The sequence below is a fragment of the Actimicrobium sp. GrIS 1.19 genome (genome assembly GCF_035984655.1).
Taxonomy (GTDB): domain Bacteria; phylum Pseudomonadota; class Gammaproteobacteria; order Burkholderiales; family Burkholderiaceae_D; genus Actimicrobium.
The window spans coordinates 15,600-31,311 of the sequence record NZ_JAXCHT010000008.1; the positions used below are offsets into that span (position 1 = coordinate 15,600).

General features: G+C 62.4%; 21 protein-coding genes. 16 read left to right on the plus strand and 5 right to left on the minus strand.

Annotation, left to right across the window (positions count from 1 at the left end):
• Positions 1-228 precede the first annotated feature (228 nt).
• Complete coding sequence (locus RCH09_RS07825) at positions 229-789, plus strand: winged helix DNA-binding protein (protein ID WP_326940503.1); 561 nt, start codon at positions 229-231, stop codon at positions 787-789.
• Positions 790-824: 35 nt separating this feature from the next.
• On the opposite strand, the gene feoB is transcribed toward RCH09_RS07825, so the two are convergent.
• Positions 825-2,612, minus strand: a complete 1,788-nt coding sequence (feoB, locus tag RCH09_RS07830; RefSeq protein ID WP_326940504.1) for a ferrous iron transport protein B — start codon at positions 2,610-2,612, stop codon at positions 825-827.
• A complete protein-coding gene (locus RCH09_RS07835; RefSeq protein ID WP_326940505.1) occupies positions 2,609-2,863 on the minus strand; it encodes a FeoA family protein in 255 nt (84 codons plus the stop codon). Before RCH09_RS07835 ends, feoB begins: the two co-directional genes overlap by 4 nt.
• 171 nt (positions 2,864-3,034) lie before the next feature.
• On the opposite strand from RCH09_RS07835, the gene RCH09_RS07840 reads away from it, so the two are divergent.
• From RCH09_RS07840 to RCH09_RS07900, 13 genes are all read left to right on the plus strand, one after another.
• Positions 3,035-4,306 (plus strand): cytochrome-c peroxidase, encoded by a 1,272-nt coding sequence (locus RCH09_RS07840; protein WP_326940506.1) that lies wholly within the window; start codon positions 3,035-3,037, stop codon positions 4,304-4,306.
• 24 nt (positions 4,307-4,330) lie between these two features.
• On the plus strand, positions 4,331-5,044 hold the full coding sequence (locus tag RCH09_RS07845; protein WP_326940507.1) for a hypothetical protein: 714 nt from the start codon (positions 4,331-4,333) through the stop codon (positions 5,042-5,044).
• A gap of 45 nt (positions 5,045-5,089) precedes the next feature.
• Complete coding sequence (locus RCH09_RS07850; protein ID WP_326940508.1) at positions 5,090-5,602, plus strand: hypothetical protein; 513 nt, start codon at positions 5,090-5,092, stop codon at positions 5,600-5,602.
• The gene (locus tag RCH09_RS07855; protein WP_326940509.1) at positions 5,599-6,135 is read left to right on the plus strand and encodes an FMN-binding protein; all 537 of its coding nucleotides are present in this window, start codon (positions 5,599-5,601) and stop codon (positions 6,133-6,135) included. Before RCH09_RS07850 ends, RCH09_RS07855 begins: the two co-directional genes overlap by 4 nt.
• The gene (locus tag RCH09_RS07860; protein WP_326940510.1) at positions 6,132-6,956 is read left to right on the plus strand and encodes an FAD:protein FMN transferase; all 825 of its coding nucleotides are present in this window, start codon (positions 6,132-6,134) and stop codon (positions 6,954-6,956) included. Before RCH09_RS07855 ends, RCH09_RS07860 begins: the two co-directional genes overlap by 4 nt.
• Before the next feature lie 3 nt (positions 6,957-6,959).
• Positions 6,960-7,445 carry a DUF4405 domain-containing protein gene (locus RCH09_RS07865; RefSeq protein ID WP_326940511.1) on the plus strand — a complete coding sequence of 162 codons (486 nt, stop codon included), beginning with the start codon at positions 6,960-6,962 and terminating at the stop codon, positions 7,443-7,445.
• Between the two features lie 286 nt (positions 7,446-7,731).
• Positions 7,732-8,250: a hypothetical protein gene (locus tag RCH09_RS07870; RefSeq protein ID WP_326940512.1), complete on the plus strand. Its 519-nt coding sequence runs from the start codon at positions 7,732-7,734 to the stop codon at positions 8,248-8,250.
• Positions 8,251-8,368: 118 nt separating this feature from the next.
• On the plus strand, positions 8,369-8,776 hold the full coding sequence (locus RCH09_RS07875) for an EscI/YscI/HrpB family type III secretion system inner rod protein (protein ID WP_326940513.1): 408 nt from the start codon (positions 8,369-8,371) through the stop codon (positions 8,774-8,776).
• 3 nt (positions 8,777-8,779) lie between these two features.
• Positions 8,780-9,592, plus strand: a complete 813-nt coding sequence (gene sctJ / locus RCH09_RS07880) for a type III secretion system inner membrane ring lipoprotein SctJ (RefSeq protein WP_326940514.1) — start codon at positions 8,780-8,782, stop codon at positions 9,590-9,592.
• Positions 9,592-10,173 (plus strand): hypothetical protein, encoded by a 582-nt coding sequence (locus tag RCH09_RS07885; protein ID WP_326940515.1) that lies wholly within the window; start codon positions 9,592-9,594, stop codon positions 10,171-10,173. The genes sctJ and RCH09_RS07885 overlap by 1 nt, the downstream gene beginning before the upstream one ends.
• Entirely contained in the window at positions 10,170-10,769 is a 600-nt protein-coding gene (locus tag RCH09_RS07890; RefSeq protein ID WP_326940516.1) for a FliH/SctL family protein, read from the plus strand. The genes RCH09_RS07885 and RCH09_RS07890 overlap by 4 nt, the downstream gene beginning before the upstream one ends.
• A 113-nt stretch (positions 10,770-10,882) precedes the next feature.
• The gene (locus RCH09_RS07895) at positions 10,883-11,368 is read left to right on the plus strand and encodes a CinA family protein (RefSeq protein ID WP_326940517.1); all 486 of its coding nucleotides are present in this window, start codon (positions 10,883-10,885) and stop codon (positions 11,366-11,368) included.
• On the plus strand, positions 11,368-12,252 hold the full coding sequence (locus RCH09_RS07900; RefSeq protein WP_326940518.1) for an alpha/beta fold hydrolase: 885 nt from the start codon (positions 11,368-11,370) through the stop codon (positions 12,250-12,252). Before RCH09_RS07895 ends, RCH09_RS07900 begins: the two co-directional genes overlap by 1 nt.
• Here RCH09_RS07900 and pyrF read toward each other — a convergent pair.
• The gene (gene pyrF / locus RCH09_RS07905; RefSeq protein WP_326940519.1) at positions 12,233-13,060 is read right to left on the minus strand and encodes an orotidine-5'-phosphate decarboxylase; all 828 of its coding nucleotides are present in this window, start codon (positions 13,058-13,060) and stop codon (positions 12,233-12,235) included. The two genes, RCH09_RS07900 and pyrF, sit on opposite strands and share 20 nt — an antisense overlap.
• A 281-nt stretch (positions 13,061-13,341) precedes the next feature.
• Entirely contained in the window at positions 13,342-13,707 is a 366-nt protein-coding gene (locus tag RCH09_RS07910; protein ID WP_326940520.1) for a hypothetical protein, read from the minus strand.
• 99 nt (positions 13,708-13,806) lie between these two features.
• On the opposite strand from RCH09_RS07910, the gene RCH09_RS07915 reads away from it, so the two are divergent.
• Together RCH09_RS07915 and RCH09_RS07920 are read left to right on the plus strand one after the other, a co-directional pair.
• Entirely contained in the window at positions 13,807-14,685 is an 879-nt protein-coding gene (locus tag RCH09_RS07915; RefSeq protein ID WP_326940521.1) for a Crp/Fnr family transcriptional regulator, read from the plus strand.
• 134 nt (positions 14,686-14,819) lie between these two features.
• Entirely contained in the window at positions 14,820-15,089 is a 270-nt protein-coding gene (locus RCH09_RS07920) for a GlsB/YeaQ/YmgE family stress response membrane protein (RefSeq protein ID WP_326940522.1), read from the plus strand.
• Positions 15,090-15,108: 19 nt separating this feature from the next.
• On the opposite strand, the gene RCH09_RS07925 is transcribed toward RCH09_RS07920, so the two are convergent.
• Positions 15,109-15,699, minus strand: coding sequence for a hypothetical protein (locus tag RCH09_RS07925; RefSeq protein ID WP_326940523.1), 591 nt, complete (start codon positions 15,697-15,699; stop codon positions 15,109-15,111).
• Positions 15,700-15,712 lie beyond the last annotated feature (13 nt).

Consider the following 15,712-nt stretch of genomic DNA (forward strand, 5'->3'; position numbering starts at 1 on the left):
CGCAATCCGTGACGACGATGCTAAGGTGAACTTCACGGCACGCTCTTGAGAAATCACAAACATGGAGGGATCTTCCGACGCCAAAAATTGTGCTTCGGCCTGCCTGTTTTCATGAAAAAATGGGGCATCCATTGCTGGATGCGGCCACATTTTATTGACAATTTGCACGTAAAATGGGAACCGTGGCGCCCTTCCCGTCTTCCCCCAAACCTTGTGATGACAAACACCATGACCAAAGAAGAAAATCCAAAGAAACCAGCCGCCGCAGCACGCCCGACCCATCAGGCAAAGCAGCCGATCGTCTCGTCCGCGCACCTGGCGTCCGGGCGCAGTGCTGAACTGAGCGAATTCGAATTTGGCATGATCATCGCGTCCAATGCCTTCAACCGGTGGGCGGTGCGCTGTATTTCTGCAGTGGGCGTCAAGGACATGACGATCACCGATGTTCTGGTGCTGCATCACATCAATCACCGGGCGCGCGAAAAGAAACTGGCCGACATTGCCTTCATCCTCAACATCGAAGACACCCACATCGTCAATTATTCGCTGAAGAAGTTACAGGCCCTGGGTCTCGTGAAAACGGAAAAGCGCGGCAAGGAAGTGCTGTATTCCACCAACGAAGAGGGCCAGGCGGTGTGCAAGCGCTACTTTGAAATTCGCGAGCAGGTGCTGGTATCGGGACTGACCGGCGATGGCACCGAGAGTTTTGAGCTGAGTGAACTGGCGCGGTTTTTGCGCATCATGTCGGGATTGTATGAGCAGGCGGCGCGCTCGGCCACCTCGCTGTAGAACTTATTGCACAGAGTGTGACGGGCACCCGCCCGTCAATATCCGAATGCCCGTGCAGTGCGATAGAACGCGAAACTGATGGCCCACGCCAGCACCATCGGCCAGACCAGCGCAAACACCGTGAACGCACGGCTGCGTGACTCGGTGCGGATGGTGGCGATGGTCGACAGGCATGGCGTGTAAATCAGCGTAAAAAGCATGAAGCTGAAAGCCTGCACCCAGTCGACCTGATGTGCGATGGTGCCCATCAGTGCGCCGCCATCCTGGCCATAGATCACGGCCAGCGAGCCAATCACGATTTCTTTCGCGACAAAGCCGAATATCAAGGCGATCGCCAGTTGCTGGTTGATGCCGATCGGGTCCAGGATCGGCGCCAGGCTCGCACCCAGCCAGCCGGCGATGGTGCCGCTGCTGGCGGCCGGAACGCCGCTCGGAAAGTTGGTGAGCACATAGACCAGCACGACGCCAATGATGATGAACTTGGTCGCGCGATGCAGGAAGTGATGCACCTCCTGCCAGCCGCGCAAGACAAGTTGGCGCCAGGTCGGGAAACGGTACGGCGGCATTTCGAGGATGAACGGCTCGCTGTTGACGAACTTTGACTTGAACAGCAGGGCAGTAAACAGCACCGTCGCAAAACTGACCATGTACAGGCTGAACAGCACGATGGGCGCCTGGCGCGGCGTGAACAACGCGGCGATGAAGAACACGAACACCTGCAAGCGCGCCGAGCACAGCGAAAATGGAATCACCAGCATCGTCAGCAGGCGCAGCGAGCGGGACCGCATCACGCGCGTCCCCATCAGGGCGGGCACATTGCAGCCGAACCCCATCAGCACCATCACGAAACTGCGGCCGTCGAGCCCCAGTTTGGCCATCGATGCGTCCATCAGAAACGCCGCGCGCGACAGATAACCACTGTCTTCGACCAATGCCATGAACAGGAAAAACAGCACGATCAGCGGCACAAAGCTGGCGACCGTGCCAACGCCGTTGTAGATGCCATTGAGGAGCAGTCCGGTGATTGGCGCAGGCAGGCCCGACAGCAATGGCTCCAGCGCGGCGGTGCGCAGCAGCTCGAGCAGCCAGGCGACGCCATCCTGAATCGGCTTTCCGAGGATGAAAATGCCCTGGAACAGCAGAAACATGATCAGGAAAAAAATCGGCAGACCGGCAATGGGGTGCAGCAGGACGCGGTCCATGCGCTGCGTCAGCACGTCGGAGGCATGCGCCGGAATCTGGACTGCCGCGCCCAGGATGAGCTCCATCGCGGCTTCGAGCGCGGGCTCGGGCAACGGCGCGATACTGAGGTCGGCCGTCATGGCGGGCGCTGCGGTATTGAGTTTTTTCTGAATCGCCAGGTACGCGCTCTGGTAGCCGTTGCCGTATTTGGCTGACAGCATGGCGACCGGGCAGTCAAGCAGCGTGGCCAGCTGCGCGGTGTCGACCGTGATGCCAAGTTTTTTGGATTCGTCAGACATGTTCAGCAGCACCAGCATCGGAACGCCAAGGTGCTTGAGCTGAAGGATCAGGCTGAGTTGTCGTTCGATCTGGGCGGTATTGACGATGACCAGCGCCAGATCAACCGGATTGGCGGAAAGGAAGCGCCGCACGACCTGCTCGTCTTCCGAAAAGCCCTGCAGATCATAGATGCCCGGCAGGTCAACCACTTCGGCCATGTTGGCGCCGATGAGGACTTTGGCGCCGAGCAAATCGACGGTGACGCCCGGCCAGTTACCTACCCGTGCCGAAGCCCCTGTCAAGCGATTGAAAAAGGTTGATTTGCCCGCATTGGGCATGCCCAGCAATGCTACACGTTTCATTTTTGCGCGGCAGTCCCCACTGGCACGACCTCCACCAGCTTGCCTTCGCTTCGTCTGAGCATGATGTCCGTGGTACCGATGCGCACATGCAGGGGCCCGGAAAAAGCCGCCGAGCGGAGCAACTGCACCTGCTTTCCGATGCGAAAACCCATCGCCGTCAGACGCAGGTACAACTCATTTTGCGCATTCAAACCAGCAATGGTTGCAAACTCGCCGACGCGCAATGTGGTTAGGGAAAAGCTGGGACGCATTGAATGTCTTTCGACTATTTGAATGAGAATGATTTTTATTATGCCACCCCCGCGGCAAAATGCAAGGCATTAAAAATGCTGTCGGAAAATTCCGTCGGCGCAATCGATGTCTTGATCGCCTTGCGAATCCAAATTACAATCATTCTCATTAAGACGCACAAAAACCAGCAAATGACCTACTCTTTCCCTGCCGCGTCCGTCATGGCGCCCTGCGACATACCCGACTCCCGATCCTCACCCGCATGGCGCGCCGGCCTTGTTCTGTTGGCCGGCATCCTGGCATTGCTGGCCGGATGCGGTGGCGGTGGCGACACATCGGCCAGCACCACGCCAGCGCCCGTCGCGGTCGATACCCGGCTCAGTGCCAGCGCCCAATTGGGCGAAAAGATTTTCCGCGATACCTCTCTGTCGGCCTCAGGCCATGTGGCGTGCGCGTCCTGCCACAATCCTGCCAACAGCCATGCGCAAAGCAATGATCTGCCGACCCAACTTGGGGGCCCTGACGACAAGATCGCCGGTACGCGCGCGGCGCCCTCGTTGCGCTACCTGAACCTGACACCGGCGTTCTTTTTCGCAAAAGATGGCACGCCCACCGCCGGCTTTAACCGCGACGGTCGCGCCGCCACGCTGGCGGAACAAGCCCAGCGCCCATTCCTGGCCGCGCACGAAATGGCCAACGCCAGCAAGGCCGACCTGATCCTGCGCTTGTCGCGCACGGCGTATGCCGAGACATTTCGCAGCACTTTCGGCGCGGCCATCCTCGACAACCCCGAACTGGCCTTCGAGCGCATTACCTTTGCGTTGCAGCAGTATCAGAAGGAAGACCCCGACTTCTTCCCGTTCGATGCCAAATACGATCAATTCCTGGCCGGCAAGGTAGCGCTGGGAGCCGCCGAGCTGCGCGGGCTGGCGCTGTTCAACAACCCGGCCAAGGGCAATTGCGCGGCGTGCCACACCAGCGCCCGGGGTGCCGACGGCAGCCCGCCACTGTTCACTGACTTCAGTTATGACAATCTCGGCGTGCCGCGCAATCCGGCCATCGCCGCCAATGCCGATCCGGCTTACTTTGATCTTGGCCTGTGCGGCCCCGATCGCACCGACCTGGCCGCGCGCGCCGAGCTGTGCGGTGCGTTCAAGGTGCCGAGCCTGCGCAACGTCGCCACCCGCAAGGTGTTTTTCCATAACGGCCGCTTCAACAACCTGCGCGATGCCATTGGCTTCTATGTCCGGCGCGATACCAATCCGGCCGAGTGGTATCCGCTGGCGGCCGACGGCAGTGTCAACAAGTTCGATGACCTGCCCGCCGCCTACAAAAAGAATGTCAATACGACCGAGGTTCCGTACAACCGCGTGCCCGGCATGGCACCGGCGTTGTCGGACGACGAAATCACCGACCTGATCGCCTTCCTCGGCACCCTCACCGACCACTACCCGCATCCCTGATCCGCTTCTGAAAGGCTCTCCACCATGAACCACACCCTGATCGCCCGCGCCATCGCGCTCGCGTTATGCGCCGCACCGTTACTGGCACACGCCACCGAAGCCGAGCTGATGCAACGCCTCGACAAGCTGGCCGCCGAACTGGAACAGGTCAAGGCCGAGCTGGCCGCCAGCAAGACGCAGCGCACCGAGCCAGTCGCAGCGCCTGCTGCAGAAGCGCCCGCCGCCAGCAATGGGCTGAGTGGTCCGCAGACGGTGCTGTCGGGATATGGCGAAGTCAATTACAACCGCCCCAGCAAAGATGCCAGCCAGGCGCAAACCGACGTACGCCGCGCCGTGATCGGCATCACCCATCGCTTCGATGCGAAGACCAAACTGGTCACCGAGTTCGAATGGGAACACGCCGTCACCTCGGCCGACGACAAGGGCGAGAGCGAGGTCGAGCAGTTGTACGTCGAGCGCGAATTCGACAATGGACTGCGCGCCAAGGCGGGCCTGTTCCTGATCCCGGCCGGACTGATCAACACCAATCACGAGCCGACCGCTTTTTACGGTGTCGAACGCAACTTCGTCGAAACCGCGATCATCCCGTCGACCTGGCGCGAAGCCGGCCTCGGCCTCTCGGGCACGACGCAAAACGGCTTGACGTGGGATCTGGGCCTCACCACCGGCTTCGACCTGACCAAATGGGACGCCGCCTCCAGCGATGCGCGCGAATCGCCACTGGGCAGCATCCATTAGGAAGGCCAGCTGGCCAAATCGCGCGATCTGGCGGGCCATGCGGCGTTGAACTGGCGCGGCGTACCGGGCCTGCTGGTGGGCGGCTCGATTTTCACTGGCAAGGCCAGCCATGCCACCACCGACTTTGCCGCGCCGAGCGCGCGCGTCACGTTGTGGGACGTGCATGCGCGCTACACGCCCGGCAAATGGGATCTGTCGGCACTGTACGCGCGCGGCACCATCAGCAATACGGAAACCTTGAATCTGACGTTCAGCGGCAACCCGAATCCGGTGCCGTCGTCGTTCGACGGCTGGTACACCCAGGCGGCGTATCAAGCCTGGAAAAGCCAGGATTACGTGCTCACGCCGTTCATCCGTTACGAGCAGTTCAACACCGCGCGCAGCTATGCAGCGCAGCCGGATGGCTTGAACGTGGCGGCCGGGCCGACCGAAAAAGTGACGACCGTCGGCGCCAATCTGCGCGTCGGCGAGGGCGTGGTGTTGAAGGCCGATTATCAGAAGTTCACCGAGGACACCGCGAGCGACCGGCTCAATCTCGGCGTCGGCTATTCATTTTGAACGGCCATCTGAAGTTCACGCTGCTGGCTGCCTGTGCCGTCAGCAGCAGCGCCTTCGCCACGCAATACCTGTCCGCCGAAGAAGCGCAGAAGGCAATGTATCCGGACGCCAGCGCCTTCAAGCCGGTGCCGTTGTCGCTGACGACGACGCAAATGCAGCAGGTGGAAAAACTGGCCGGCATTGCGGCCCGTTCGGTGCAGTGGCGCGTGGTTGCGGCTTGGCATGAAGACACGCTGCTGGGTTATGTGGTGCAGGACGACGTGGTCGGCAAGTACGAACTGATTTCGTACGCGGTGGCGCTCAACCCGGACGCCAGCGTCAAGCAGATTGAAATCCTGGCCTATCGCGAAAGCCACGGTTTTGAAATCCGCAACGCCGCCTGGCGCAAACAGTTCGTCGGCAAATCAGCGGCGGCCGGGCTGGCGCTGGGTGAAGGCATTGCCAACATCAGCGGCGCCACGCTGTCGGCCACCCATGTCACCGACGGCGTGCGCCGCATCGCCGCCGTGGCGCAGGTCGCGCTGAAAAAATGAAACGGCGCGCACAGCCGTGGCTGGGCACGCTGGTCGACATCGGCATTGCCGATGCGATTGATGACACCCACAGCGCCGCAGCCTTCGCAGCAGCATTCGAACGGATCGCCGCAATCCATCACCGGATGGGGTTCCATGACCCGGACAGCGATGTCTCGCGCATCAATCGCGCAGCAGTCGGCGAAGCCGTGCAAGTGGCCGCAGATACGCGCGACGTGCTGGCCACTGCGGCCATGCTGACGCAGGCCAGCGCATCGATCTTCAACATTGGCTGCGCAACGCAATTGGTGGCGTGGGAACTGCTGCCGACGACTCTCCCGATGCCGCCCTATCTGGCCGGCGATTGCGGCTTGCAGCTCGCGCCGGATGGCAGCGTCACCAAAACCCGGCCGATCGTCATTGATCTCGGTGGCATCGCCAAAGGCTACGCCGTCGACCAGGCCATCGAGGCGCTGCAGCGGGCCGGCATCGCATCAGCCTGCGTCAATGCCGGCGGTGACCTGCGTGTGCTTGGCGACACGCCGTTTGCGATTGCGGTACGCGATCCGGGCGCGATCACCACGGCGCGCGCCAGCGTCGAGGTTGCCAATGCTGCGCTGGCGACCTCGGCCTGTTATTTTTCGCGTCGCCGCATCGGCGCCGACAGCATCAGTGCGCTGGTCGACGGCCGCAGCGGCGCCGCCATCGACAACAGCCTCAGCGTTACGGTCTCGGCCCCGACCTGCATGCTGGCCGACGCGCTGACCAAGATCGTGATGGCCACCGGCGACGCCGCCCACCCACTGCTGGAGCGCTTTGGCGCTCGGGCTTTCATCCTCTGAGCGATGCTTAATCCCAAACCCACCCTGCACCACCCTTCCCGCGTGCGCGCGCTGCCCGGCTTGCGCATCGAGCGCTGGCTGCGGCGCGCCGTGTATCTGAGCGTGTTGCTGCTGACCGTCAGCGGTCTGGCGTGGGTAGGCGCCCACTATTTCCTGCGGCCGGTCGGCGCGTTTGGCGAGACCGTGGTCAGCCCGCTGGAACCGTGGTCGATGAAACTGCACGGTGGCGCGGCGATGCTGCTGCTGTTTTTCGTCGGCAGCATCCTGCAGGTGCATATCCGCCGCGCCATCCGCACCGGCCGCAACCGCGTCTCGGGCTGGTCGATGATTGGCTTGCTGGGCGTGCTTGTCGTCAGCGGCTATGGGTTGTATTACGTGGCGGGGGAAACTTCGCGACCACTCTGGTCATTGATCCATTGGGTGGTTGGCGGCGTGCTGACGCCGTTGCTGGTTGCGCATGTGCTGATTGGGCGGCGCAGTCGGGGCTGAAGCGGTAAAGCGCGGGAAAAGGAACCACTCGGGTTAGGTATGCCACCAAGTTATGACCGCAATTTTTGCGTGCATGCCGGACTGGTCTGGCAGCAATGACAGTTCTTTGGGTGGGGATTTCAAAATGCGTAGTATTGGTAGTCGTTCGTTCTCTTTGCCTAATCTCGGTGCCACTGCGAGCAAATCCTCCGCTGTCGCGTCAACGTCTCGGCTTACCTCCGCTGGTGCGCCAAGGCCTGGGCTTAATCAACAGGTAACGCGTCAAGACGCCCCCCAGCAAACAAAGTTGACCGAATCCGATGGCGCTGAAAAGCAAGAGACACAGAATCGTCAAGACACGGAACTATCGAGAAAAAACGTACAGGAAGCAAAGTCAGGTCGCGCCGCACTTGATGCAAAGCTGAAGCGTCAGCAGTCAGCCGACGCCCAAAAATTTGCCGCAAGACACTCGGCCGAAACGCAGGCGCAAGCGGTGAAATCGGCCGAGGAAGCAACGCTCGCCCGAACTGCAACCGGTGCGGGTGCAACTGGAGGTGTAGCAGCTGGGGCTGGTGTCGCGGCAGCGGGCATGGAGGCGACCTCTGCGGCCATTGGTATCGGAAATGGAATAGCGAATATCTCCAATATGTCGGCACAAGCGGCCATGCAGCAGTCTAACAACGCCATGACCCTCGCGAAAACAGCCGAGCAGAATATGGTCACTCAGATTGGTCTCGATGCGGCAATTGCCCAATCGGTGCAAGAGCAGGGAATGGCGGCTATTAGACGCGCTAGCGAATTGGCAAAAGAAGCGAACAGATTGTGACAGTAACCCCAGTTCGATGTGGCAGCTCGCAGCATCACTAGACGATAACTTTTATTCCCCCCACACACCTTCACCATGCCCTGCACCAACCCCCAACCCTAACCAGGAAGGTTCGACCATGGATCCAGTCACCCCAGTCGCACTCAACCGCACGTCAGCCACGAGCGCCAGCAACCTGCGTTTCGAGCTGACCTCGCCGACCCACGGCGACATGCGCGCCTTCGAGCAGGCGCTGCAGCGCCACCTGCACACTGCCGCTCCCGGCCTGACGCCGGCCGATGCGGGATCGGACAAGGTCTCGCTGTCATCGCGCATCGTCAACCGCGCCAACGACCTGGCTGGCGAAGTGCAGAAGGATCAGCAGTATGTCTCGCGCATGCTGGAGCAAGCCACCCAGACTGGCGACCAGATGTTGATGATGAAGGCGATGATGGCGATGAACGATTACCAGACGCGGGTGCAGTTCGTCTCCAAGACCATCTCCAAGGCCTCGACCTCGGTCGACCAACTGACGCGGATGCAATAAGCCATGGCCGCCGCGCGTGGTCTGCTGCGCAGGCTGGTGTCGGGCCTGACGCTGATCGTGTTGTGCGCCTGCTCGCAGGTGGTCAATCTGCAGACCGGATTGCGCGAGCCGGATGCCAACGAAATCGTCGCCCTGCTCATGCGCAATGGCATCGAAGCCAGGAAGCTGGCCACCAAGGAAGGCATCACGCTGACGCTGCGCGAAACCGACGTGCCGCGCGCCACCGAGCTGATGCGCGCGGCCGGGTTGCCGAAGCGCTCGCTGGCCACGCTGGGCACGGTGTTCAAGAAAGAAGGCATGATCTCGACCCCGCTGGAAGAGCGGGTGCGCTACATCCACGCGCTGTCGGAGGAACTCGAATTCACCCTGCAGCAATTCGATAACATGGTCAGTGCGCGGGTCCATGTGGTGCTGCCGGAACGCGTGGCGCCGGGCGAGCCGATCCAGCCGTCCTCGGCTGCCGTATTCGTCAAGTACAACGAGCCGTTCGATGAAGATGCCAACATTCCGCGCATTACGCATCTGGTGTCGTCCAGTATTCCGGGCTTGTCCGGTGAGGAAGGCCGCTCCAAGGTCTCGGTGGTGCTGGCGCCGGCCAGCGTGGCCGCCAAGGTCATCGAATGGGAGCACATTGGGCCCTTCAAGGTGTTGAGCGATTCGGCCCGCGCCTTGTTGTGGTCGTTGATCGGCCTGGCCACGCTGTGCGCAATCAGCCTGCTGGCGGTGTTGTTCCTGCTGCTGGCGCGGACGCGCCGTGGCGCCGAACTATTCAGCCGGATTCATTTCCGACGGCGCGTGAAGGCGCCCGCAACATGATGCCGGACGGCTTCGTCGACTGGTGGTTTGCGCCCTGGTCCTATGCCAGCGCCGCGACGCACGCGAGCGCCGACGCCGACCTGGTCGGTCGCCGCGATGCGTACCGCGACTGGTGCGCCAGCATGGAGGTGCCGGGCGAATTTCCGCTGCAATTCGATCCAGGCTGGCACTGCGCAGTCAGCACCGATGGCGCTGAGTTGCAACATACGGCGGCGTTATTCATGGGCCTGATCGCCGCACGCAGCGCCGATCAGGCTGCGCTGTCGTCACTGTCGCTGGCCGACCGCCGCTGGTGCCTGTCGATCGCCGCCACGCAGCCGCTGCAGGCGTTTGCGGTGGCGCACCCGGACAGCGATGACACCCTTGCCGGTTGCGGCCTGGCCGAACTGGCGATCCGGCTGGAACAAGGCTTTCCGGGCCTGTGGCCGCGCCTGCGGCTGACCCTGCCGGGCGAACTGCGCACCGCCGTTGGCTTGCGGGCAGACAACCGCTGGCCCGACGCCGACCACGTCGGCCGCGCCGCACGCCGATCCCAACGCTGCTGGCGACTGTGCCGGCAGCGAAGCGAGGAGAGCGCATGACATTCTGCGTCGACAAACTTGAACCCGACCCGCACCTGCGCGCCGATCATGGCCTGCTGCGCGATGCAGCGCTGGCCATCACCACGAATGCGCACGCCTTGCGCGACACCATGCTGGCGCAGGCCGAGCAGCACGCCGCCGCCATCGTGCAGCAGGCTCATGAACAGGCCGGCCAGATTGTCGCCCAGGCCGAACAGGACACCGTCGCACGCCTGCAGGATTACCTGGCCGCCTTCGAGACGCAGTATGCCGCCTTCGCCGTACGGGCCGAGCCGTTGGTGATCGCGCTGGCGCTGAGTCTGTTTGACCGGCTGGTGCTGTCCATGGACGAACGTGATCGGATCGTGGCCATGGTGCAGCGACTGCTGCAGGAAGTCCCTGCCAAACTGAGCGAGCCGCTGTTGCACCTGCATCCATCCGATCTGGCGCACGTGCCGGAAGCGCCGTGGCCGCTCAAGGCGAACCCGGCCCTGACGCCGGGCACGGCGCAGCTGATCGCCGGCAGCGGCGAATGGCGGGTCGAGTTTGACCTCGCCGTGGCGACGCTCAGGAGCGCACTCGCCAGTCACTGCAACGACAACGCGCCCGCCTCCTGACACCGCAGCGCGCCGCTGCCGCAAGATGCTGCGTGATGGTAGAGTAAGCCGACCCGTCAAACGTCACACACGTCTGGCCACATCCCGAACCGGCTTATCAAGGAGTGCCTCCCATGGACAACATATATGAACTCGCAGCGCATACCGGTCTGGTCCTGAAACAACGCGGGCTGTTGCTGACCACCGCCGAGTCGTGCACCGGCGGCGGCGTCGGCGCCGCCGTCACCGACATCGCCGGATCGTCGGAATGGTTCGACTGCGGCTTCATCGCGTATTCGAATGCGTCCAAGACCGAAATGCTCGACGTGCCCGCCGCCCTGATTGCGCAGCACGGCACCGTCAGCGAGGAGATCGCCGCAGCGATGGCCGAAGGAGCGCTGGCCAACAGCAATGCCCACATCGCGGTATCGACCACTGGCATTGCCGGACCGGGCGGCGCGGTGCCGGGCAAACCGGTGGGCACCGTGTGCTTTGCATGGACCATGGGCGACCAGACCCAGACCGAGCGGCTGGTGTTTACCGGCGACCGTCAGAATGTGCGCGAACAGACCGTCCGGCACGCGTTGCAGGGGTTGCTGCGCTTTTTGAAGCGCGCCTGATGCTGGCGCAGTTTGCCACCGCCACGTGCGCAGTCGACGGGGCGACGATCCATCTGCAACATGGCGGCAAGGGTCCGCCGCTGCTGCTGCTGCACGGCTTTCCGCAAACCCACGTGATCTGGCATCAGCTGGCGGATCGGCTGGCCGAGCATTTCACCCTGGTGATGCCGGATCTGCGCGGCTATGGCGACTCATCCAAGCCCCCCGGCGACGCCGATCATGCGAACTATTCCAAACGCACGATGGCGGCCGACATGCTGGCCGTGATGGCGCAACTGGGACATGCGCGGTTTCAGGTGTGCGGCCATGATCGCGGCGGGCGCGTCGCGCATCGGCTGGCGCTGGACCATCCGGATGCGGTGCGCAAGTTGATGCTGCTCGACATCGCGCCGACGCTCACCATGTACGAGGGGACCAACCAGGCCTTCGCCACGCTGTACTACCACTGGTTCATGCTGATTCAACCTGCGCCGCTGCCGGAGACCCTGCTGGGCAACAACGCGCAATTTTTTCTGGAAGGTGCGCTCGGCGGCTGGGGCTCCAGCGGCGCCTTCATCGATCCGCTGGCAATGGCCGAATACCGGCGCTGCTTTTGTACGCCGGAGGCGATTCATGCCGCCTGCGAAGATTACCGTGCCTCGGCCGGCATCGATCTGGTGCATGACCGCGCCGACGCGCAACGCAAGATTGCCTGCCCGCTGCATCTGATCTGGGGTGAGCACGGCGTGGTCGGCCGACTGTTTGCACCGATGGCCAACTGGCAGGAAAAATGTGCCGGCCCCTTGACCGGCCGCGCCATTGCAGCCGGACATTTCATCCCGGAACAGCAGCCGGACTTGCTGCTGGCCGAGATGCTGGCGTTCTTCAGCCGCGATATCGATTGATTTCGCTGCGGGTGGCTTCGGCCACGCGTGCCGCCGCCTGCGCAAAGTCTTCACCGAGCGACAGGTCCGGCGTGGCATACAGGATCGCGCGCGATGAGTTGATCATCATGCCGAAGCTGTCGGCGGTTTTTCCGGCGCCGACGGTGGCTTGCACATCCCCGCCCTGCGCACCAATGCCCGGCACCAGCAGCGGCATGTCGCCGACAATCGCCCTGACCTGCGCCAGCTCGTGCGGAAAGGTGGCGCCCACGACCAGCGCGCATTGCCCATTGGTGTTCCACTTCTCGCTGACCAGCCGTGCCACATGCTGGTACAGCGGTACGCCATCGACCTGCAGGAATTGCAGGTCCGAGCCCCCCGGATTGGAGGTGCGGCACAACACGATGGCGCCGCGATCGGTCCATTCGAGATAGGGGGCAATCGAGTCGTAGCCCATGTACGGATTGACGGTCACCGCATCGGCGCCGTAGCGCTCGAAGGCTTCGCGCGCATATTGCCCGGCGGTGGCGCCGATGTCGCCGCGCTTGGCGTCGAGCACGATCGGCAGGTGCGGATAGTGTTGGCGCAAGTAAGCGCAGACCGCTTCGAGTTGATCCTCGGCACGCTCGGCCGCGAAGTAGGCGATTTGCGGCTTGAATGCACAGGCCGTCGCGGCGGTGGCGTCGATGATGCTGATGCAGAACCGGGCAATCGCATCAGGCTGATCGCGCAGGTGCGGCGGGAATCTGGCCGGGTCCGGATCAAGGCCAACACACAACAGCGAATCGTTGCTGCGCCAGGCGGCAGATAATTTTTCAATGAACGTCACGGCGAAGTCCTCAAGTATTCGACCCGCGCATTGTAGCGTGCGGCGCATGCCGGCTACCTCAACGCAACACAGAAAAACCCGCAACCCACCCGGCGGTGGTGGGTCCAACACAGGAGCGTCAAGCTGCCGGGGTGGTCAACACCCGCGCCATCCTGTTGCGTACCGTTACCCAACCTCGCTGTGCATGCGCGCCATTGTGGCGCGACGCATCGGACACCGTCGGACCACGACCCGTCCGCGCCAACCCCGCTGGAAAAATCATGAACCTTCCTCGCGCACTGCTACCTGTGGCGCTTGCCGCCATCCTCCCGGGATGCAACGACAACGCCGCGCCGGATGCTGCCAAACCGATTGTTCTGCCGCCGGTCGTCATTACGGCAAAGCGACTCACGACAGAACAGAAGGCGCTGATGCAGCAAGACATTGATATGGAAAAAACGGCAACCCGAACCTTGCCATTGGACAGCCAGTAAGGTCAGCGCGGGCCGCGCCGGCCTGGCGCCGTCGCGGCGCGCCAAATGCGCAGGAATGTTGACGCCGGCCGGTCGCGCCGAGGTGGTTCCACGCGCTCTGCCATTGACAGTTAAATCCAACTCCCGCATCACTGTGTCATCGCTATCCCGTGTGAATTGCAGCGCGGCGTTCATGGAAGTTCCCGGTCGAAGAACGCACCACGCTGAAGCGACCTGTCGCTTGGCCGGGCAACGACTCTGGACTGACATGCCCATCACTCACTGGAGACGTGCATGGCACAAGAAATGAAGGTTTGCGACAATGGCGCGCCCACCCTGCGTCGCGTGGCGCGCGCCATCGAGAATGCAAAAGGCGCTGGCGGCAATCCGCGCAAGCCACTGGCGCGTGTCGCGAGTGTCGGCCGGATTGCCGGTCTGTACGGCCACAATCCGAAACAGAATCGCCTGCTCGCGGCGCTGCCCACTGAAGATTACGAGCGCATTACGGGCGTTCTGGAACTGGTCCCAATGCCGCTGGGAATGCTGGTTTCCGAGGCCGGAATGGAACTGGAACACGTGTATTTTCTGACCAGCAGCATCGTTTCACAACTGTATGAAGCGCGCGACGGCAGCGCCACCGAAACCGCGGTGATCGGCCACGAAGGCGTGGTCGGCGTGACCACGGTCATGGGCGACGGCAGGTCGCTCAACTGCGCACTGGTCAAGAGTGCCGGCTATGGCTTTCGCATGCCGGCGAAGATCCTCAACGACGAATTCAATCGCTGCGGCGCGATGCAACTGCTGTTGCTGCGCTACACCCATGCCCTGCTGGCGCAGGTATCGCAGACGGCCGTATGCAATCGCCATCACAGCGTGGTGCAGCAGTTATGCCGCTGGCTGCTGCTCAGCCTTGATCGCCTGCCAACGAACGAAATGAGCATGACCCAGGAATTGATCGGCAACCTGCTCGGCGTGCGCCGCGAGAGCGTCGCCGATGCCGCCGGCAAGCTGCAGGATGAGGGCTTGATTCATTACAGCCGTGGCCACATTTCGGTATTGGATCGCGCCGGCCTGGAAGCGCGTGCCTGTGAATGCTATGCCGGCGTCAAGGGCGAATACGACCGGCTGCTTCCGGTCACCTGCCCGGCGCTGGCGACCGTGGTCATGCGTTGAGCTTAAGCAAAGACCAAACGCACTTTCTGACCGATGATGAGAAAGTATTGCCGCATATGCTGGCCGCGGTATGACGGGCCGGACGCCACTTCAGGCAGCCCGGTTTCCATCTGACTTGTCGTGAGGAGAATGCAATGAACTTCATCATCTGGATCGTGATCGGCGGCGTCCTGGGATGGCTGGCCAGTATCGTCATGAAGACCGACGCGCAGCAAGGCATGATTCTCAATGTGGTCGTCGGCGTGGTAGGCGCCCTGGTAGGAGGCTGGCTGCTGGCGCCCATGGTCGGCACCGGCACCATCAACCAGGGTGATTTCAGTATTGCCGCGCTGGTGGTGTCGTTTGTCGGCGCGCTGGTGTTGCTGGCGATCGTGAACCTGCTGCGACGGGGGACGCCGCGATAACGACGGCGGCGAGCACCCGTCAGTTATTGCCTTGCCGTCCGAGCAGCTCAAGGTCAAGGTAGGACGGCATGTCCATCCCGTCCCGCCGCCCTGGCAGAAAAGCGGTCGCCTTGAACATCCCGATCAGGTTGTCGACGAAGGCCTGATCCTGTTCGCTGGTCTGAATTGCTGTGACATCGACCACCACACCGAAGCGGTCGATGTACAGACGCAAACGCACTGGCAGGCCAGTGACGGAACGCTCCGTCATCAGGCTCTGATCGGGCTCCGAGACCGGCGACGGCCCGCGTTCCATTGAGCTGGCCGAAAAGAACACCTCTCCGGTTTCCGGTTCAGGCAATGCTTCTGGCACGGGCTTGGGAGGCGTCGGTAACGCGGCGCTACGCGATCCAACGCGCGACCGGATTGCCGGCGCGCGCGTCGATGGTGTCGGTCCGATACTGCCCTGTTCAGCGGCACTCGCCAGCACCAGCGTCACGGCCTGGATGGCCGTCGGCGGCGGCTTCTTTTCCTGATGGCTGGAGGCATCCGGCAACAGACACGCCAATACGATGACATGCATGGCAAATGACCCTGTCACCAGGGCCATTTTTTGAAGCAGCTTGCGCATCATTTCACGATGG